This is a genomic window from Lentzea sp. NPDC058450, assembly GCF_042721395.1.
Lineage (GTDB): Bacteria > Actinomycetota > Actinomycetes > Mycobacteriales > Pseudonocardiaceae > Lentzea.
This window is the reverse complement of sequence record NZ_JBHXLO010000001.1, coordinates 212,005-230,063: the sequence shown is the minus strand read 5'-3', so window position 1 is coordinate 230,063 and position 18,059 is coordinate 212,005. Positions and strand designations below refer to the sequence as shown.

The following is an 18,059-nucleotide window of genomic DNA, read 5'->3' as shown; positions in this document are numbered from 1 at the left end:
TCGCGAGGGGTCCAGTTGGTCTATTGGTGTTGTTCTCGACGTCGGCGGGCTTGCCGTCAGGTAGACAGTTCGGGTGCGAAGGACCTACAGCTACAACGAGGCCGTCAAGATCCTCGGCGGCAAGAACCACCCGGTGGTCGAAGCCATGGACAAGCTCCTGGGCGGCGCGCTGCTGGCAGGCTCGTTGGGCTTGTGGGAGGTGCTGAGCCTCTTCGACGCCAAGCCGGACTTCCTCAAGCTCAGCAACGACCTGATCACCAAGATCTCCCCCGCCCGTCGCGAAGCGAGCCGCTACTCCCGCACCCAGCAGCTGCACGCCGCCCACGCCGTCGTGGTGATGACGGCGTTCTTCGAGGCCTACGCCGAACAACCGGTCAAACTGAAACTGCACGGGAAGAACGAGGATCTCGTCGTCGGCGCGAACCCGTGGTCACTGGAGTTGGCGCTCCCCTCAGCGGAACGCCCGTATGAACAGAACCTCCTTTTGTTCTCCAGCTTCTACGAAGACCTCAGCGGCTCGCTGTTCGTGATCCTCAAGTCACTCGCGGCGTGGGACGGCCTCAACGAGACAGAACAGGAGCGCATCCGCGAACTTCTCAGGCACGCCGTGCCCAAGCGGGCGTTGCAGCGTTACGAGGAGTTGCTCACGCAGTTGGCCGCAGAGTTCCCCGAGGTCAGGTTCTGGTGTGCGGTCGCGGACGGCAGGGCTACTCGCAAAGCCTTGGGGCGGCTGGAGGACGTGCTGCTCGAGAGCGTGACCGATCGGACGCCCGAGATCAGGATGGCGGAGCTCGCCGGCGCGTACCGGGGTGCGTTGCGGCGGACTCTGGTGAAGGCGACCGAGGTCCCCGAAGGCGTGCGGATCCCCAGCCTCGCCGAGGCTTACGTGGACCCGCGGTTCCAGGTGGTCGCCGACGGGGCGCGCAACAAGGCTCCCTCACTACTCTCCTGGTGGAGCACGGCGCCGGTCCGCGAGGACCTCTACGCCTATCTGGTCGGCCATCTGACCTCGCCGCAGGCGTTGTCCGCTCCGCTGCTGGTCCTGGGTGATCCGGGGTCGGGCAAGTCGGTGCTGACCGAGATGATGGCAGCGCGGTTGCCGGCGTCGGACTTCGCGGTCGTGCGGGTGGAACTGCGCAACACGCCCGCCGACGCCGGTCTGGAGCAGCAGATCGAGTACGGGTTGCGCACTCTGCTGCAGGAGCAGGTGAGCTGGGCGGAGTTCTGCCGCAAGGCCGGTGGGGCGCTGCCGTTGGTGATCCTGGACGGGTTCGACGAGCTGTTGCAGGCCACCGGGGTGAGCCAGACCCGCTACCTGACGGTGATCGCCGAGTTCCAGCAGCGGCTCGAGGACATGGACCGCGCTGCCGTGTTCGTGGTGACGAGCAGGTTGAGCGTGTGTGCCGGGCTGGAGCTGCCTTCGGGGTCACGGGTGGTGCGGTTGATGCCGTTCGACGAGGGCCAGGTCCGCGCCTGGCTGGAGGTGTGGAACGCGGTTAACCGACCGCTGCCCGCGGCGACCGTGCTGGACTACCCGGAACTCGCCTCCCAGCCGCTGCTGTTGCTGATGCTGGCGCTTTACGACGCGGTAGACGGTTCGTTCCAGCGGGACCACCTCAGCATGAGCCGCGGTCAGTTGTACGAACGCCTGCTGATCCTGTTCGCCCAGCGTGAGGTCACCAAGGGCGATCCGGAGCTGTCCGAGGCCGATCTGGCGCGAGATGTCGAGGTCGAGCTGGAACGGTTGTCGGTCGTCGCGCTCGCGATGTTCAACCGGGGCACGCAGTGGGTGGCCGAGCACGACGTGACGGCCGATCTGCGGCAGTTGCTCGGCGTTGAGTCGCCGGAACGTCTGACGGGTGTGCGCACGCCACTCACGGCCGGCGAGACCGTGCTGGGGCGGTTCTTCTTCGTGCAGAAGTCGGAGGCGGTGCGCGAGGACCGGACCAGGCTTCGCACGTACGAGTTCCTGCACGCGACGTTCGGCGAGTATTTGGTGGCACGTTTCGTGTGGGACAGGTTGACCGAGCTGCGCCGGGAGGACGTGGCTCGGTCGCGACGCAAGACCACCGTGGACGACACAGAGCTGTACTCGGCTTTGGCGTACATGGCTTTGACCACGAGCAAACCGGTGCTGGAGTTCCTTGAGGAGCGAGCCGCGACGTCGGACCGGGCAGGGCTGTTCGACCTGGTGTCCAGGTTGTTCGTCCAGCGCGACGACACCCGCGCATCACGGGGCGAGTACGTACCTGTGTCCCTCCCTGACTCAGTCAGGGACGCGAAGTACTCGCTGAACCTGGTGCTGCTGGCCTTGACGGTGAACGCCGAGTTTTCCGGGGACGCGCTGGAGTTGACGGTTCCGGATTGGCAGCGGTTGACGTTGTTCTGGAAATCGCGGTTGTCCAGCGGTGAATGGGCCAGTGTTGTCATGCGACTGTCCGTTAGGCCAACAGACAGCGGTTTCGAGGTGACGCTCGGCGAGCGTGAGAACAAGTATCTGCCGACGACGGAGCCGTACATGACCTTGGACAGCGTCAGCGGAACGCTGGCCAAGGTCTCGAAGCCGCTCATTGACCTGCACGGGGTCCTGGTGGCAACGGCACTGGTCAAGCTGATGATCGCGCCTGCCGACAGTTGGGAACCGGCCTTGCTCCAACTCTGTCGCGCCGATGATGCCGGTCCGACGTTTTGGCGGGAGTTCTTCACGAGGCTCGGTGTGGGCGGAGATGACGTGGCGTTGATGAGGGCGTTCAGCGATTTCAACTTCGACGGCATCCATGAGATCGAGCCTCAACTGGAAGGACTGCTGAGGCTGCACGATCTGGGTGTTGATGGAAGCACCATCGAACCGGGCAAGTTCGGGCTTCGGAGCCTGCTGGAGTTCATTCCTCCAGATCTGGCGCGTGATTTTCGGCCTGTTCTGCTCAGGCGGGCCAAGCGGGCGGCGGAGGAGTTGGGTGCCCAGTTGAGTTGGTGAGTTCGGCGGCCAGGGCTGCCAGTTCAGCCTCGGACAGGTCGCGCTCCCCCACCCGCCGCAGCAGCTCGGTGCGGGAGCAGACGACGACGGCGCCGGGGCGGCGGCCCAACTCCGTTGCGGCGACGATTTCGGTCTCGCCGTTGTGCAGGACGAGGATCGGGTCGGGCGTGTCGGTGTAGAGCAGGCGCTCGATGTCACGTCCGGTGATGGCCATGCTCAGTCTTGTACGGCTCGGGCGTAGCGGGCCGCAAGGGTGCGAACGTGTGCCACGAGTTCCGGTGGTGAGGTGATCTCGAAGTCGAGGTCGAGCATGCCGATCCAGACGGCGAGGGTTTCGAGGGAGTCGGAGCCCGTCACGAGGACGCACGACGCGTCGTCCACGGCTTCCACGGTGCCGATCATGGCGTTGATGCGATCAGCCACCGTGGAAGCCGGGGCGTGGATGAGGACTCGGGCTTGGAAGCGCCAGGCGGCTTGGTTGACGCGGGCGGCGACGTAGGTGGTGGCGTCGAAGTCGCGTGGGGTGAAGCGGGGACCAAAAGGCGGTTGGGGTGGGGTGATGCGGTCGACGCGGAAGCTGCGCCAGTCGGACTTGTCGGCGTCCCAGGCGACCAGGTACCAGCGGCGGCCCCAGTTGACGAGGCGGTGGGGTTCCACCCGGCGGCGGGTGGGGGTGCCGTCGTGGGCCTGGTAGTCGAAGCGGAGGGTGTCGCTGTCTCGGCAGGCCGCTGCGAGCACGGACAGGAGTTCGGGGTCCAGGGCGGGGGCCGGGTGGTCGCGAGGGACGGACTCGATCTGTTCCAGCGCTGAGACGCGGTGGCGCAGGCGGGACGGGAGGACCTGTTCCAGCTTCAGCAGGGCTCGCAGGGAGACCTCTTCCAGGCCGGTGACGGCGTTGGTGCGCAGGGCGGCGGCTACGGCTACGGCCTCGTTGTCGTCGAGGAGCAGGGGTGGGAGTTCGGCGCCGGCGCCCAGGCGGTAGCCGCCGAACGAGCCGGTGGTGGCGTTGACCGGGTAGCCGAGTTCGCGCAGGCGGTCCACGTCGCGGCGGACGGTGCGGGGGCTGATCTGGAGTTCGTCGGCCAGTTCGCTGCCCTGCCAGTCGCGGCGGGACTGCAGCAGGGCGAGCAGGCGCAGCAGGCGGGCCGAGGTTTCCAACATGGACGGACACTTTAGGACAGAGCCTGGCCGCAAGGCTCGTTAGCCTCGGGTTATGACGGAGATCAGGGAATTCCACATCGCGATCGACGACGCCGACCTCGACGAGCTGCGTTTCCGGCTCGGCAGGACGCGATGGACTGATCAGGTCGACGGGGCCGGGTCGCTCTACGGGGACGCCGTCGAGGACGTCCGGGAGATGGCGCGGTACTGGGCGGAGGACTTCGACTGGCGGGCGGTCGAGGCGCGGCTCAACTCCTCCCCGCAGTTCGTCACCGAGATCGACGGCACGAACGTTCACTTCCTGCACGTCACCAGCCCGAACCCGGACGCGTTGCCGGTGCTGCTGATCCACGGCTGGCCGGGGTCGGTGATGGAGTTCGTGGACGTCATCGAGCACCTGCGCGAGGACCACCACCTGGTGATCCCCTCGATCCCCGGGTTCGGGTTCTCCGGGCCGACGAAGGACACCGGCTGGCACTCCGGGCGCATCGCGGCCGCGTTCGCCGAACTGATGGCGCGGCTCGGTTATGAGCGGTACGGGGTGCACGGCAACGACGCGGGCGCGATCATCGCCCCTCAGGTCGGGCAGGCCGACCCGGAGCACGTCGTCGGCGTGCACGTCACACAGATCTTCTCGTTCCCCTCCGGCGACCCGGCCGAGATGGAGGGGCTGACCGAGGACGACCACCGGCGCCTGGGCGTGCTGCAGAACTTCTGGGAGACCATGTCCGGGTACGCGAAGCTGCAGCAGGCGCGGCCGCAGAACGTGGCGTTCGGGCTCGCCGACTCCCCCGCCGGCCAGCTCGCCTGGACCATGCAGCTGATGGGCGAACCGGCCGTCACCAAGGACTTCCTGCTGGCCAACGTGGCGATCTACTGGTTCACCACCACGGCCGGGTCCAGCGCGCGGCTCTACTTCGAGGACGCCCACCGCGAGGACCAGCCGGGCCCGACGACCGTGCCGATGGGCGTGGCGATCTTCCCCGACGACTTCCAGACCATCCGCCGCTTCGCCGAACGCGACCACCACACCCTCGTGCACTGGTCGGAGTTCGAGACCGGCGGGCACTACTCCGGGCACGACTCGCCGGAACTGCTGGCGGGCGACATCCGGGTGTTCTTCGCGAAGACGCGGGGCTAGGCGCGCCAGACCGTGGCGCGGCGGGTCTCGGTGCTCTCCAGCGTCATCGGCACCGGGACCTCGTAGCGGGCCTGCGCGGCGAAGCGGCCGGGCGGCAGGTGCGCCCGGTCCGGGTCACCCAGCAGCACCAGCGCGCCGCGGGCGGCCGCGCGGACCAGGAACGGCAGCACCAGGGCCGTGATCTCGGCGTCGTAGAAGACGTCCCCGGCGAGCACCACGTCAGCGCCGAGGGCATCGCTGTCGAGCTGGTCACCGCCCACCGTGCGGATCGTGACGCCGTTGGCCGCCGCGTTGAGGTCGACCGCGGCCAGCGCCAGCGGGTCGATGTCGTTCGCGGTGACCGAGTCCGCCCCGGCCAGCGCGGCGGCGATCGCCACCAGGCCCGAGCCGGACGCCAGGTCGAACACCTTCTTGTCGCGCACCAGGCCCGCGTTGTCGAGCAGGTGCCGGGCGAGGGCCTGGCCGCCCGCCCACGGGAACGCCCAGAACGGCGGCTGGTCGTGGTGGGTGAGCTCCCACAGGTCCATCGCCTCGGCCGCGCTGTGCAGCAGCACCTCGGGCACCAGCGGCACGGGGGCCAGCGTCGTGTTGGCGAGCACGAAGTCGGTGAGCGTGGGCGCGGACATGACGGAGAAGCTTAGGGGCAGCGCGGAGTGCGCCCGCAGAGGCGAAAGCCTCACATCCCGCCCGCCACCCGCAGGATCGCGCCGGTGGTGTAGCTCGCCTCGTCCGAGAGCAGCCACGCGATGGCGTTCGCGATCTCGTCGGCCTCGCCGGGACGCCCGAGCGGGATCCGAGAGGCGACCCGGTCCGGGCGGTCGGGCACGCCGGACAGCGCGTGGATGTCGGTGCGCACGGTGCCGGGCTGCACGCAGTTGACGCGGATGCCGCGCGGAGCGAGCTCCTTCGCCAAGCCGATCGTCAGCGCGTCCACGGCGGCCTTGGTGGCGGCGTAGTGCACGTACTCCCCCGGGCTGCCCAGCGTCGCCGCGCCCGACGACACGTTCACGATCGCGCCGCCGCTCATCCGCCGCGCCGCCTCCCTGGCGACGAACAACGCGCCCACGACGTTGACGTCCACCACGCGGCGCAGGTCGGAGGTGCGCAGGTCGGCGAGCGGGCCGACCGGGGAGGTGATGCCCGCGTTGCTGACCACGCCGGTGATCTCGCCCGCGGCGTCGAACAGGCGCGCCACGTCGTCCTCGCTCGCCGTGTCCGCCTGGATCGCGGTGACGCCGAGCTCCTTCTCCAACGCCCGCGCCTCGTCGTGCGCCTGGCGGTAGCTGATCACGACCTCGTGGCCGTCGCGGACGAGCCTGCGCGCGGTCGCGGCGCCGATACCCCGGCTTCCCCCGGTGATCACCGTTGTCATGCCACCCACCCTAACCCGTATACTCGGCGCCGGATATACGGGAGCGGATATGACGTTCAAGCGCACGAACCCCCTGGCCCTGGCGGTGCTGGCCCTGCTCGCCGAGCGGCCCATGCACCCCTACGAGATGGCGCAGACCATGCGCGAACGCCACCAGGAGGAGGTCATCAAGCTCAACTACGGCTCCCTCTACACCGTCGTGGAGTCGCTGCACCGCCACGAGCTGATCACCGCCTCCGCCGTGCAGAAGGCGGGCAACCGGCCCGAACGCACCGTCTACGCCATCACCGAGCCGGGCACGGCCGAGCTGCACTCGTGGCTGCGCGCACTGATCGCCGAACCCGCGCGCGAGTACCGGCAGTTCGAGGCCGGGATCTCGATGGTCGGCCTGCTGCCGCCCGCCGAGGCACTGGAGGTCGTGCAACGGAGATCAGAGGCCGTGGGCGAGCAGCTCACCGCCCTGGCCGTGCTGCTGGAACGGCTCGCCGGCATGGGGCTGCCGCAGATCGCGTGGATCGAACTCGACTACCGCATGGCCGTGCTGCGCGCCGAACGCGAATGGCTGCTGTGGTTCACCACCGCCACCCGTGAAGGCACGGTCGGCGGCTACGACACCTGGGAGGAGCGCCACCGATGAGACTGCTGTTCGAAGTGACCGGCGTCGTGCACAGGCCGCTGGAGGACGTGCGGGACCGGATGTTCGCCGACGCCGGCGAGTCCGGGCCCAAGCGGCTCGTGGACCGCGAGCAGGGCGTCATCGCCTACTGGGGCGACTGGTGGTACCGCGGCGAGGACTCCCTGCACCCCCACCCCGAGGGCACGCTCGTGCGTCACCGCGTCTACAACATCGCGCGCCAGGGCAACTGGGCGCCGTACCTGGCCAACAAGCTGTTCATCGGCTACCGCGCCCGGCTGGAGGCCTCGATGCGGGAGCGCGTGCGCGAGCTGGAGACTCAGAGCTGACCGAACCGCGCCACGGCGACGAACACCGCCAGCGCGCACAGCACGAGGTTGACCGGCACCGTCGCGCCCTCACCACGCCGGATGTGCGTGATCGCCGCGCCCACCTGCACCAGCGCGAGCCCCAGCGCCGCGATCGGCGTGAGGATCGGCGCCACGCCGGTCAGCCACGGCAGCACCAGCCCGAGCGCGCCCGCCACCTCGACCGCGCCGATGCTCTTGACCTGCCCGGACGTGAAGTCACCGACCCACGCCATCCGCGGCTCGGCCAGCAGGTCCTGTTTCGGCTTCGCCAGCTTGGTGAAGCCCGCCATGAGGTACAGCGCCGCCAGCACGCCCGACACGATCCACACCACGACGTTCATGACCACCGAACCTAGCCCTGTGCCGAGCGAGGAGACCACAGGTGACCGACACCACTTCGATCAAGGTAAGGGTGGCCTTAGTCATCACCCGAACGGCCGTATAGAGTGTGCAGATGAGGTGCTCGATACTCTCCGACTTCGCGGGCGAACCGCTGGCCGGCACGGCCGCGACCGCGACGGCGTGGCTGTGCCTGGAACAGCCGGGCCCCTGGGGCCGCGACGCCCTGCTGGAGAGCCACCTCGACCCCGAACTCGGCGCCGAACTGTCGCGCCGGGCCGCCGGCACCGGCGTGCGCATCCTGCTGATCCGCCGCCCCGGCAAGCACTTCGACGACCACGTCCCCGCACGCCGCCGCCTGTACCTGGCCTCGACGAAGCCCGGCGCGTCATGGCTGGAACAGGCCGATCTCGCCTCGCCCGAGGAGGCGCTCGAACTCGACTTCGAGGCCCTCGGCGCGGGCCGGTCGACCGCGTTCGGCACCCCCGTCGCCGATCCGCTGCTGCTGGTCTGCACGAACAGCAAACGCGACGTCTGCTGCGCCCTGTACGGCCGTCCGATCGCCACCGCGCTGAACCTGTGGGAGTGCACCCACACCGGAGGGCACAGGTTCGCGCCCACCGGGGTCCTTTTGCCCACAGGTCACCTGTACGGACGCCTGGATCACCAGTTGGCCCAGCGCGTCGTCACGGAGGGCATCGTCGCCGACCGGTGCCGAGGCCGGTCCTGCTTCACCCCGCGGGGTCAGGTCGCCGAGGTCGCGGTGCGCTCGCAGATCGGCGAGCACCGCGACGTGCTGACCGTGGTGGCGGAGACGCCGGACTCGGCGACCGTGCGGCACGCCGACGGACGCGAGTGGCGCGTGACGCTGACCGAGCAGCCGGTGCCGCCGCGGCCGGCGAGCTGCGGGAAGTCGCCGGACATCGCGATCGCGCTGGTCGCCACCGCGATCGACGAACTGGTCCACGTCTGCCGCTAGCCTTGATCCAGTGCCCCGGCTGATCCACCTCAACGGCCCCACCGGCGTCGGCAAGTCCACCCTCGCCGCGCGGTACGCCGCAGACCACCCCCTCACGCTCAACCTCGACGCCGACGAGATCGTCCGGCTCGTCGGCGGCTGGCAGGCGGACTTCTACGGCGCGGTCGACCTCGTGCGGCCCCTGGCGCTGAGCATGGCCGCGACCCACCTGGCAGCAGGCCACGACGTGGTCATGCCGCAGTTGATCATGCGGCACTCCGAACGGGACAGGTTCGCCGCCGCGGCGACCTCGGCGGGCGCGGACTACGTCGAGTTCGTGCTGCGCGCACCCGTCGAGGTGGCGGTCGAGCGGTACCGAGAACGCACACACCACATCGACCACGTCGTGGAGGCTTTGGGTGGAGAGCGGGTCATCCACGAGAGCCACGGACGGATCGAGGCTTATCTCACGGCCGGCACTGAAGTCATCGAGGCATCAGGCGGGGCGGAACAGACATACGCGGACCTGCTGACGGCCATGAACCGGTCAGCGCGACCCCGCTGACCGCTCGCCCGAACCCGGCTCCGTGCTCGGCACGGTCGCGGAGAACACGCCGATGCCCAGCGCGTACGGGTCGTCCAGGCCTACCGTGCGCAGCGTCTCCACCGGCAACGCCAGCAGCGAGATCGCCACGCCGAGGAAGTAGGCGTCCAGCAGGCCCGTGTCGCGCACCGTCGACGGCAGCCCCGCCGCCTGCTGCAACGCCGCGCCCGCCTCCGCGTTCGCGAGCACCATGCCCGACAACGCCTCCCGCACGCCCGGCCGGCGCACGGCCTCCAGGTAGAGCTCGACCATCGCGAGCATCTGGGTCGGGTCGTCGGCGACGGCGCGGCGCAGCAGCGCCGGGTAGAGCTCGGCCACGTCGGTGGCGTTGATCGCGGGCGGCGTCGTCTCGCGCAGGCGCTCCACGGCGGCCTGGTGCAGGGCGGTCATCCGGGCGGCGCAGGCGGTCAGGATCGACTCGCGGGTCGGGAAGTAGTTCTTGGTGGTGCCGATGGGGACGCCTGCCTCGCGGTCGATCGCGCGGTGGGTCAGGCCCCGGCCGCCCTCCACCGCGAGGATCTGGATCGCGGTGTCGCACAGAAGATCACGACGGCTCACGGGTCCGGACACTAGCAAGATCACCACCTCTCTGCGGAGCCGGGGCGAACGTGCTGGTCCCGGCCGTCGCGGTGACCGTGCCGCGCTCCACCACGAGGAACAGGCCGCAGACGCAGCGGACGTAGGACACGGCGCCGTGCGAGGACAGCGCAGCGGCGCTGGGCCAGTGGCAGGCGGGGCAGGTGGCGATCATGCCCACCAGCGTGCTGTCATGGTCTAGTGCATTTCAACCCTTACGGCGGGGCGGCCGCCGAGCTCGCCGCCGCGCTGGTCAACGCCGATCCGGGCCGCGACCTGCTGGACGTGCTGAAAGCGTCGGACTACAAGCCGCTCGGCTCGCTCGACGCACGCCAGGAACGTGACGTACGAGACTGGATCGAACGGCTCCGGCAGGTGTTCCGGCAGCCCGCGGTGGACCTGCTCAACGACCTGCTCGCGCAGTCCTCGACCACGCACTACATCTCCACCCACGACGGACGGGCGCCGCACCTGCACTACGCGCGCGAGGACGCGCCCACGGACGTGCGGCTCAAGGCCTACACGGCGGCGGGGATGGCGGCGTTGTTCTGCGAGGACGCCGGGCGCATCGGCTGGTGCGACCGGGAAGGCTGCGACACGGTGTTCGTCGACACCAGCCGCAACGGCAAGCGCCGGTTCTGCTCCACGAAGTGCGCGAACCGGGTCGCCGTGGCCGCCCACCGCAGCCGCCAGACGGCATAGGGCTCAGTCGGCGTGCACGCGGTGGCCGAAGCGGGTCTTCTCGAACGACGACTCTCCGCCGAACGACGACTCCACGAAGTCCTCCCGGCCGCGGAACCACGTGCCCTCGAACGTCGAGGCACCCGCGAACCAGGCCCGCCGGAACACCGCCCGCCCGCCGAAGCGCACGAACGAGCAGTCGACGTCGGAGCCGAACCGCGAGCACGTGAAGTCCGCGCGGCCGGAGAACCGCGCACGGCCCAGCGCCACCGGACCGGCGACCTGGATGTGCGACAGCTCGCCGTTGCCGCACACCGTCGCGCCCCGCAGGCCGAACCCCCGCGCGAACACCGACCTCGTGAACAGCACGTGCCGCTCGAAGTGCGCGCCGGGGGCCATGAACCCGCCCAGGAAGCTCGTGTGGTCGAAGCGGGTGTCGCCGAGGAACCGGGTGCCGTCGAACCGGGCCGTGCGCAGCCGGCAGTCCGACAGGTCGAAGTCCACCAGCGTCGTGTGCCGCAGGTCGACGTCGCAGCCCAGCCAGAACCCCGGACCGGGGCGCAACCGGGCGGCCAGCGTCGCCTGCAGCACCCTCCGCCACCGCTGCTCGACCTCCGTGCCGGGCGAGGGCAGGTCCCGCAGCACCGCGCACAGCTCGTCCAGCGCGGGCTGGCGGTGATCGACCAGGCTCTCCCCGTAGGCGACCCAGTCCCGCAGCCCGTCCAGCCGCACGTCCGACTCGGCGGACCGCATCCGCGCGCCGATGTCCTGCAACGGGGACGACGGCGCCGACCGCGTCACCGGGGGCCGGGCCGTCACCACGCGACGCCGGCCGAACACCGCCACCGAGGTCAGGACATCAGAGGTCGCTGCGAACCAACGAGAGAGGAGGGACATACCTCGATGATGTGACGTGGGTCATCCCTGCAGACAGTGGTGGTTTTCAACGCGGGACCCACCCGCCGATCCTCAGCCGGTCACGTTGGTGAGCCTGCGCGCCACGTACTGGTCGCCGCCCAGGCCGTAGCGCAGCACCCGGTAGGTCGTGCCGTGCACGTCACGCTGCTCGTAGGCGTGGTAGGCGGTCTTGTACGGGTCGGCCCACTTCTCGAAGATCACGACGTGGCGGGTGTCGCCGGTGCCGATCGAGTCGACCACGATGTCGCCCCACCGCAGGTCGCTCATCGCGATCGAGGTCGAGAACGGCGCCTGCGCGAGCTCCACGGTCCGCTGACCGGGCGCGCCGAGCTTCGCGGCCATCGACACGAACCCCGAGCAGTCCTGCCGGTAGCGCTCCGCACCCCAGAACGAGGTCTGCGAGTACGGGACGGGCCGCCCGTTGTTCGCGGTCAGCCACGACTTCGCGCGGGTGATCATCTCCTGCCGGGACACCTGCGCGGCCTGCGCCGGCGACACCAGCGTGCTCAGGGCGAGCAGGACGACGGCGGCCATCGCGAGAACTCTCATGCGGACTACTCCCATTCCGTAGATCACCTGTGGGCGCTTAGGGTCGGTTCATGGAGCTGACGGAGCTGTGTTTCGCCGGGGCCGCCAGGCAGGCGCGGGCCGTGCGCGACGGCGAGGTGAGCGCGGCCGGCCTGGTCGCCGCACACCTGGCGCGCATCGAGCGGCTCGACCCGAGGCTCAACGCGTTCCGGCTGGTCTTCGCCGAGCAGGCACTGGCCGAGGCCGAACGGGCCGACGCCCGCCGGGGCGAGGATCTGCCGCTGCTGGGCGTCCCGATCGCGGTCAAGGAGGACATCGCGATCGCCGGTCTGCCCACGACGAAGGGCACGAACGCCGCCCGCACCCCGCAACCGCAGGACTCGGCGATCGTGGCCCGGCTGCGCGCGGCCGGAGCGGTGATCATCGGCCGCACCCGCATGCCCGAGCTCGGCCTGTGGCCGTTCACCGAGAGCGCGTGGGCCGGGCCGACGCGCAACCCGTGGTCGCTCACGCACTCCCCCGGCGGCTCCAGCGGAGGGTCGGCCGCGGCCGTGGCGGCGGGACTGGCGGCGGCCGCGATCGGCACCGACGGCGCCGGCTCCATCCGCATCCCCGCCGCCATGACCGGCCTGTTCGGGCTCAAGCCCCAGCGCGGCCGCGTCTCCCTCGCACCGGAACCGCAGATGTGGGGCGGCATGGTCGTGGCGGGACCGCTCACCCGCACGGTCGAGGACTGGGCGTTGATCGCCGACCAGATCCACGGCGCCGCCCCCGGTGACGCGCACGTCGCCCATCCGCCGCGCACCACCTTCACCGAGGCCGCGCGCACCGATCCGGGCCGGCTGCGGATCGGGGTGTCGCTGCGGCCGTGGGGTCCGGGCATCGCGCTCGCCGACGAGGTCCGCGACGCCGTGCAGGACACCGCCGCGCTGCTCACCGACCTCGGCCACGACGTCGTGCGCCTCGACCCGCCGATGCGCGACCTGAGCGCGTCCACCCAGTTCGCCGCCCGTTACCTGCACAACGCCCACCTGGCGCACACGGGCATGGAGTTCCCGGACCTCGTCGAGGCGCGCACGCGTGCGGTCAGCGAACTCGGTCGTCGGGTGCCGGCGGCGGTGGCGCGCTGGGCGGCCAAGGACGACGCGGCACTCACCGCCTACGCCAACCGCGTGTTCACCTCGATCGACGTGCTGCTCACCCCGGCGCTGACCCGCCCGCCGATCCGCGTGGGCGAGTGGGACTCCCGCAGCGCCTTCACCGCGCTGCTCGCCGCCTCGCACTACACGACGTTCCTGCCGTTGTGGAACATCGTCGGCAACCCCGCCGCCGCGGTGCCCGCCGGGCGTTCGGCCACCGGCCTGCCGCTCGCGGTGCAGCTCGTGGGCCGCCAGCACGACGAGTGCACGCTGCTGTCGGTGTCCGCCCAGCTGGAACGTGCCCGGCCGTGGGCGGACCGGACCCCCTCCGGCCTCGATCATGCGAACTAGGATATTACGAGTACGGACTATCCGAGGTCGAATCGGTCAGAATCCGCGGCGGGACAACTCGTCGAGCAGTTCGCGGTCCGCCACGTGCCGCGACTTGATGTGGTCCAGGTAGTCGGCGAACGCGTCGGGCTGCAGACCGCGTAGTTGCTGGAGCCATTCGACGACGAGCTCCTGCTCCTCGATGCCGCGCCGGGCGAGCTCCACCTCCACGATCCGCCGGTACACCTCGACGGCGAGCCGGCTGGCGTCCTGCACGAGGTGGTTGACGAGCTCCGCGCGCAACGGCGGCCACTCGTCGGTGTGCACGACCAGCGCCCGCAGCTTGAGGTAGACGTCGAGGTTGGGCCGCGCGAGGAACGCCTCCCGGCACACCGCGACCGCCCGCTGCGGCGAGCCCCGCCGCAGGTGCTCCTCCACCGCGAGGTCGATCAGCCGCAACGCCGCGCCCCGACCGCCCACGGCGCGCAGCCCGCGTTCCACCCACTCCAGCGCCTCGTCCGAGCGGCCGTTGTCCCGCAGCACGGTCGCGACCTGCAGGTAGTGCCACCCCGAGGACAGGTCCTTCGACAGCACGAGCAGCTGCAGGTCGACGTCCTCGGTGTACTCGGCGAGCTCCTCCATGACGCGCAGCAACGCCCACCGGGCGCGGTCGTAGCGGCCGGTCTCGCCGAACCCGATCACCGGCAGCGGCTCGAACAGCTCCACCGCGCGGCGCCGGTAGTGGGCCAGGCCCTCGTCGTCGAGCGCGTCGCCGTAGGCCGCGAGACTCACGTCCGGCGCGTCGGGGTGCTCCAGCTGCAGGTCCAGCAGCCAGTCCGCGAGCCGCACCGGGTCGGGTGCGGTCTCGGCGCACGCGCGGGCGTGCGTGCCGAGCACGCGATGGGCCAGCTCGGCGAGCTCGACGCGGTGGCGGCGGGTGGTGGCGACCCCGTCGGCCAGCTGCGTGACGATCTGCTCGATCAACGCCACCAGCCGTGGCCCGGGGTCGGTGACCAGCAACGACTGCAGCTCGACGGACACCGCGGTGAGCGCCTGCCACTGCGCGGGCCAGTCGGTGGTCTCGCGGTCGGCCTCGGCGAGCGCGGAGGCGACGGTGGTGGGCAGCGAGTCCATCACAACATCATCTCGCCGTCACCTGGTCGAGTGCCACTCATGTCGCCCAGACGGATTTAAGGTTCACCCTCGGTGTTCGAACGCCTACAGCTCCGCCAGCTTGCGGGCCAGCACGACGCGCTCCCGTTCATTGCCGCACAGACGTATGGCCTGCTCCAGCTCGGTGCGGGCCTCGTCGACCCTGCCGAGACGCCGCAGTAACTCTCCGCGCACGCCCGGTAGCTGATGCGAGCCCTTGAACGCCTCGCTACCGGCAAGCGCGTCCACGATCGGCAACGCCGCGCCGGGCCCCTGCGCCATCGACACGGCGACCGCGCGGTTGAGATCGACCACCGGTGAGGGGGCGAGGCTGCCGAGCCCGTCGTAGAGCGCGACGATGCGTCCCCAGTTGGTGTCCTCGACCGACGCGGCGACGGCGTGGCACTCGGCGATCGCGGCCTGCAGCCCGTAGTAGCCGTACCCGCGGCCGGCGTCGGCGGCCTTCGCCAGCGCAGCCCGGCCGCGCGCCACGGCGGACCGGTCCCAGCGGCGCCGGTCCTGGTCCTCCAGCAGCACGGTCTCGCCGTCGGGACCACGCCGGGCCGGGAAGCGCGCCGCGGTCAGCTCCAGCAGCGCGAGCAGGCTGTGCACCTCGGGTTCCTCGGGCATCAGCCGCGACAGGATGCGCGCCAGCCGCTGGGCCTCACCCGCCAGGTCGAGGCGGATCACCTCGTCGCCGGAGCTCGCGGAGGAGCCTTCGGTGAAGATCAGGTAGAGCACGCTGAGCACCTGCGCGAGGCGGGCCGGGCGTTCGTTGACCGGCGGCACCTCGAACGGCACCCCGGCCGCGCCGAGGGTCTTCTTCGCGCGGGTGATGCGGGCCTGCACGGTCGCGGTGGGCACCAGGAACGCCCGCGCGATCTCGTCGCTGGTCAGACCGCCGATGACGCGCAACGTCAGCGCCACCCCGGCCTCCCGCGACAGCACCGGGTGACACGAGGTGAAGATCAGCGCGAGGGTGTCGTCGTCGATCTGGTCGGGGTCCCACAGCACCTCGTCGGGTGCGGGCCCGGGGTCCGCGCCGGTCAACGCGCCTCCCTCGGGCAGGTGGTGGGCCATGGCCGCGTACTTCTCGTCGCGGGCGCTGCGGCGGCGGAACGCGTCGATCGCACGCCGCCTGCCGACGGTGAGCAGCCAGCCGGCGGGGTTGTTCGGCACGCCTTCACGCGGCCACGTCACCAGCGCCTCGGCCAGTGCCTCCTGGGCGAGGTCCTCGGCGAGGGCGAAGTCGCCGGTGTAGCGGGTGAGCGCACCGATGATCCTCGCGGAGTCGATGCGCCACACCGCCGCCACGGCCTTGCGGCCGGTCGGGTCGCTCATGGCGCCCAAACTAGATCAAGCGGCCCGGGCGGGTCAGCCGAACGGGCCTGAGCGCACCTGCTCAGAGCTGACCGGTGGACTCGCGCCACGCCCGTTCCTTCTTGATCCACTCGTTGTCCTGCGGGAACTCGTCGATCGTGGGGACGCGACGGATCTCGGTCTTGAACCCGGCCGCGGTCATCGGCGTGCGCTTGGCCCACTCGACGGCGTCCTCGATGGTGGGGACGTTGATCAGGTAGAAGCCGTTGAACAGCTCCTTGGTCTCCCCGTACGGGCCGTCGGTGACCACGGGCGGTTCGCTGGAGAAGTCGACGACCACGCCCTCCTCGGCGGGCGCGAGACCTTCGGCGGCGATCAGCACGCCGGCCTCGATCAGCTCCTCGTTGAACCGGCCGACGGTCTCCAGCATGGCGTCGAAGTCGATCTCGCCGAGGTTGGCCCAGGCCTCGTCGGAGGTGGCGCGCCAGATCAGCATGAACTTCATGTCGGTCTCTCCCAGGTGGTTCGTGTGGGTCCGTTGTGGACCCTTTCACGCTCAGGTCGAACGGGCAGGCCGTTCGATCGACACGAGTCCCGGAAAAAGTTGAGCGGCCCGCCCCCGAAGATCGGGAACGGGCCGCTCACCTGCTGTTATCTGCTCAGAACTGGTCTTCGGGCTGGTGCAGCGACCGGGGCTGCTCGGCCTCGAGCTCCGGCACCGGCGACGGCGCGGCGACCGAACGCGGCGGCGTCGAGAGCGGTCCGGGGACCTCCTTGCGGGCCACGGCCTCCGCCGCGGCGACGGCCTCGGCGACCTTCGGGTCCGGGGCGGTGTCGAACCAGTCGGCGATCGACTCGTCGTCGTCCTCGGGCTTGGGGCGCTGCGCGGTGTCGGCCGGCGGCTCGTAGCGGAACACGCCGTCGTCGCCGGGCGCGCCGAGCATGCGGGCGAACCCTTCGAGGGCCTTGCCGTAGTCGGTCGGGATCATCCAGACCTTGTTCGCGTCGCCCTGCGCCATCTGCGGCAGCGTCTGCAGGTACTGGTACGCCAGCACCTCCGGGGTGGGCTTGCCGTCCTTGATCGCGCCGAAGACCTTCTCGATGGCCTTGGCCTGACCCTGGGCCTGCAGGTAGCGGGCGGCGCGTTCACCCTGCGCGCGCAGGATCTGCGACTGCCGCTCGGCCTCCGCGCCCAGGATCGCGGCCTGCTTGGCGCCCTCGGCGGCGAGGATCTGCGACTGCTTCTGCCCCTCGGCGGTCTTGATCGACGACTCGCGCTGGCCCTCGGCGGTGAGGATCATGGCGCGCTTCTCGCGGTCGGCGCGCATCTGCTTCTCCATCGAGTCCTGGATGGAGGGCGGCGGGTCGATCGACTTGAGCTCGACGCGGGCCACGCGCAGGCCCCAGCGGCCGGTGGCCTCGTCCAGGACGCCGCGCAGCTGGCCGTTGATGTGGTCACGCGAGGTCAGGGTCTCCTCGAGGCTCATGCCACCGACGAGGTTGCGCAGCGTCGTGATGGTGAGCTGCTCGACACCGACGATGTAGTTGGAGATCTCGTAGACCGCCGAGCGCGGGTCGGTGACCTGGAAGTACACGACCGTGTCGATGGACACCGTGAGGTTGTCCTGGGTGATCACCGGCTGCGGCGGGAACGACACGACCTGCTCGCGCAGGTCGATGCGGGCGCGCACCTTGTCGATGAACGGGACCATGATGTTCAGGCCGGGCGCCGCGGTGTTGCGGAAACGGCCGAGGCGTTCGATGACGGCGGCCTGTGCCTGCGGGATGACCAGCACGGACTTGACGGCGATGGTCAGCACGAAGATCGCGACGACCGCGATGATCACGAGGGTGATCGGGTCCAACTCGGTTCACTTCC

At 70.3% G+C, this 18,059-nt stretch carries 21 protein-coding genes; 8 read left to right on the top strand and 13 right to left on the bottom strand.

The features are described from left to right. Positions 1–73: 73 nt before the first annotated feature. Positions 74–2,977, top strand: a complete 2,904-nt coding sequence (locus ACFWNN_RS01130; protein ID WP_382437782.1) for an NACHT domain-containing protein — start codon at positions 74–76, stop codon at positions 2,975–2,977. On the opposite strand, the gene ACFWNN_RS01125 is transcribed toward ACFWNN_RS01130, so the two are convergent. Both ACFWNN_RS01125 and ACFWNN_RS01120 read right to left on the bottom strand, forming a co-directional pair. Further along, complete coding sequence (locus tag ACFWNN_RS01125) at positions 2,925–3,191, bottom strand: hypothetical protein (RefSeq protein ID WP_382437781.1); 267 nt, start codon at positions 3,189–3,191, stop codon at positions 2,925–2,927. The two genes, ACFWNN_RS01130 and ACFWNN_RS01125, sit on opposite strands and share 53 nt — an antisense overlap. A gap of 2 nt (positions 3,192–3,193) precedes the next feature. Then, entirely contained in the window at positions 3,194–4,138 is a 945-nt protein-coding gene (locus ACFWNN_RS01120; protein ID WP_382437780.1) for a helix-turn-helix transcriptional regulator, read from the bottom strand. 52 nt (positions 4,139–4,190) lie between these two features. On the opposite strand from ACFWNN_RS01120, the gene ACFWNN_RS01115 reads away from it, so the two are divergent. Continuing rightward, positions 4,191–5,279, top strand: a complete 1,089-nt coding sequence (locus tag ACFWNN_RS01115) for an epoxide hydrolase family protein (protein ID WP_382437779.1) — start codon at positions 4,191–4,193, stop codon at positions 5,277–5,279. Here ACFWNN_RS01115 and ACFWNN_RS01110 read toward each other — a convergent pair. Continuing rightward, a complete protein-coding gene (locus ACFWNN_RS01110; protein ID WP_382437778.1) occupies positions 5,276–5,905 on the bottom strand; it encodes a class I SAM-dependent methyltransferase in 630 nt (209 codons plus the stop codon). The two genes, ACFWNN_RS01115 and ACFWNN_RS01110, sit on opposite strands and share 4 nt — an antisense overlap. Before the next feature lie 50 nt (positions 5,906–5,955). Beyond that, positions 5,956–6,651 carry an SDR family oxidoreductase gene (locus tag ACFWNN_RS01105; protein ID WP_382437777.1) on the bottom strand — a complete coding sequence of 232 codons (696 nt, stop codon included), beginning with the start codon at positions 6,649–6,651 and terminating at the stop codon, positions 5,956–5,958. Between the two features lie 49 nt (positions 6,652–6,700). Between ACFWNN_RS01105 and ACFWNN_RS01100 the strand changes: the two genes are divergently transcribed. Together ACFWNN_RS01100 and ACFWNN_RS01095 are read left to right on the top strand one after the other, a co-directional pair. Next, positions 6,701–7,288, top strand: a complete 588-nt coding sequence (locus ACFWNN_RS01100) for a PadR family transcriptional regulator (RefSeq protein WP_382437776.1) — start codon at positions 6,701–6,703, stop codon at positions 7,286–7,288. Then, positions 7,285–7,614 (top strand): hypothetical protein, encoded by a 330-nt coding sequence (locus ACFWNN_RS01095; protein ID WP_382437775.1) that lies wholly within the window; start codon positions 7,285–7,287, stop codon positions 7,612–7,614. The genes ACFWNN_RS01100 and ACFWNN_RS01095 overlap by 4 nt, the downstream gene beginning before the upstream one ends. Here ACFWNN_RS01095 and ACFWNN_RS01090 read toward each other — a convergent pair. Next, the gene (locus ACFWNN_RS01090; RefSeq protein WP_382437774.1) at positions 7,605–7,976 is read right to left on the bottom strand and encodes a DoxX family protein; all 372 of its coding nucleotides are present in this window, start codon (positions 7,974–7,976) and stop codon (positions 7,605–7,607) included. The two genes, ACFWNN_RS01095 and ACFWNN_RS01090, sit on opposite strands and share 10 nt — an antisense overlap. Before the next feature lie 113 nt (positions 7,977–8,089). Here ACFWNN_RS01090 and ACFWNN_RS01085 point away from each other — a divergent pair, with 113 nt between their 5' ends. Together ACFWNN_RS01085 and ACFWNN_RS01080 are read left to right on the top strand one after the other, a co-directional pair. After that, positions 8,090–8,953, top strand: coding sequence for a sucrase ferredoxin (locus tag ACFWNN_RS01085; RefSeq protein ID WP_382437773.1), 864 nt, complete (start codon positions 8,090–8,092; stop codon positions 8,951–8,953). A gap of 10 nt (positions 8,954–8,963) precedes the next feature. Further along, a complete protein-coding gene (locus ACFWNN_RS01080; RefSeq protein WP_382437772.1) occupies positions 8,964–9,497 on the top strand; it encodes an AAA family ATPase in 534 nt (177 codons plus the stop codon). Here the strand turns inward: ACFWNN_RS01080 and ACFWNN_RS01075 are convergent. Both ACFWNN_RS01075 and ACFWNN_RS01070 read right to left on the bottom strand, forming a co-directional pair. Then, positions 9,480–10,094: a TetR/AcrR family transcriptional regulator gene (locus tag ACFWNN_RS01075; RefSeq protein ID WP_382437771.1), complete on the bottom strand. Its 615-nt coding sequence runs from the start codon at positions 10,092–10,094 to the stop codon at positions 9,480–9,482. The two genes, ACFWNN_RS01080 and ACFWNN_RS01075, sit on opposite strands and share 18 nt — an antisense overlap. Next, complete coding sequence (locus ACFWNN_RS01070; RefSeq protein WP_382437770.1) at positions 10,081–10,287, bottom strand: hypothetical protein; 207 nt, start codon at positions 10,285–10,287, stop codon at positions 10,081–10,083. The genes ACFWNN_RS01075 and ACFWNN_RS01070 overlap by 14 nt, the downstream gene beginning before the upstream one ends. A 26-nt stretch (positions 10,288–10,313) precedes the next feature. Between ACFWNN_RS01070 and ACFWNN_RS01065 the strand changes: the two genes are divergently transcribed. Beyond that, positions 10,314–10,814, top strand: a complete 501-nt coding sequence (locus ACFWNN_RS01065) for a CGNR zinc finger domain-containing protein (RefSeq protein WP_382437769.1) — start codon at positions 10,314–10,316, stop codon at positions 10,812–10,814. Positions 10,815–10,817: 3 nt separating this feature from the next. Here the strand turns inward: ACFWNN_RS01065 and ACFWNN_RS01060 are convergent, their stop codons facing one another. Both ACFWNN_RS01060 and ACFWNN_RS01055 read right to left on the bottom strand, forming a co-directional pair. Then, positions 10,818–11,690: a pentapeptide repeat-containing protein gene (locus ACFWNN_RS01060; RefSeq protein WP_382437768.1), complete on the bottom strand. Its 873-nt coding sequence runs from the start codon at positions 11,688–11,690 to the stop codon at positions 10,818–10,820. Between the two features lie 72 nt (positions 11,691–11,762). Then, positions 11,763–12,260, bottom strand: a complete 498-nt coding sequence (locus ACFWNN_RS01055) for a hypothetical protein (protein WP_382437767.1) — start codon at positions 12,258–12,260, stop codon at positions 11,763–11,765. A gap of 50 nt (positions 12,261–12,310) precedes the next feature. Here ACFWNN_RS01055 and ACFWNN_RS01050 point away from each other — a divergent pair, with 50 nt between their 5' ends. Further along, the gene (locus ACFWNN_RS01050; RefSeq protein WP_382437766.1) at positions 12,311–13,729 is read left to right on the top strand and encodes an amidase; all 1,419 of its coding nucleotides are present in this window, start codon (positions 12,311–12,313) and stop codon (positions 13,727–13,729) included. Between the two features lie 36 nt (positions 13,730–13,765). Here the strand turns inward: ACFWNN_RS01050 and ACFWNN_RS01045 are convergent, their stop codons facing one another. The 4 genes from ACFWNN_RS01045 to ACFWNN_RS01030 all read right to left on the bottom strand — a co-directional run bounded on the left by ACFWNN_RS01045 (position 13,766) and on the right by ACFWNN_RS01030 (position 18,045). Then, the gene (locus ACFWNN_RS01045) at positions 13,766–14,842 is read right to left on the bottom strand and encodes a hypothetical protein (RefSeq protein WP_382437765.1); all 1,077 of its coding nucleotides are present in this window, start codon (positions 14,840–14,842) and stop codon (positions 13,766–13,768) included. An 84-nt stretch (positions 14,843–14,926) separates the two neighbouring features. Beyond that, positions 14,927–16,201, bottom strand: coding sequence for an RNA polymerase sigma factor (locus ACFWNN_RS01040; protein ID WP_382437764.1), 1,275 nt, complete (start codon positions 16,199–16,201; stop codon positions 14,927–14,929). Between the two features lie 61 nt (positions 16,202–16,262). Continuing rightward, positions 16,263–16,685, bottom strand: a complete 423-nt coding sequence (locus ACFWNN_RS01035) for a YciI family protein (RefSeq protein ID WP_382437763.1) — start codon at positions 16,683–16,685, stop codon at positions 16,263–16,265. Positions 16,686–16,839: 154 nt separating this feature from the next. Next, a complete protein-coding gene (locus ACFWNN_RS01030; protein WP_382437762.1) occupies positions 16,840–18,045 on the bottom strand; it encodes an SPFH domain-containing protein in 1,206 nt (401 codons plus the stop codon). Positions 18,046–18,059: the final 14 nt, after the last annotated feature.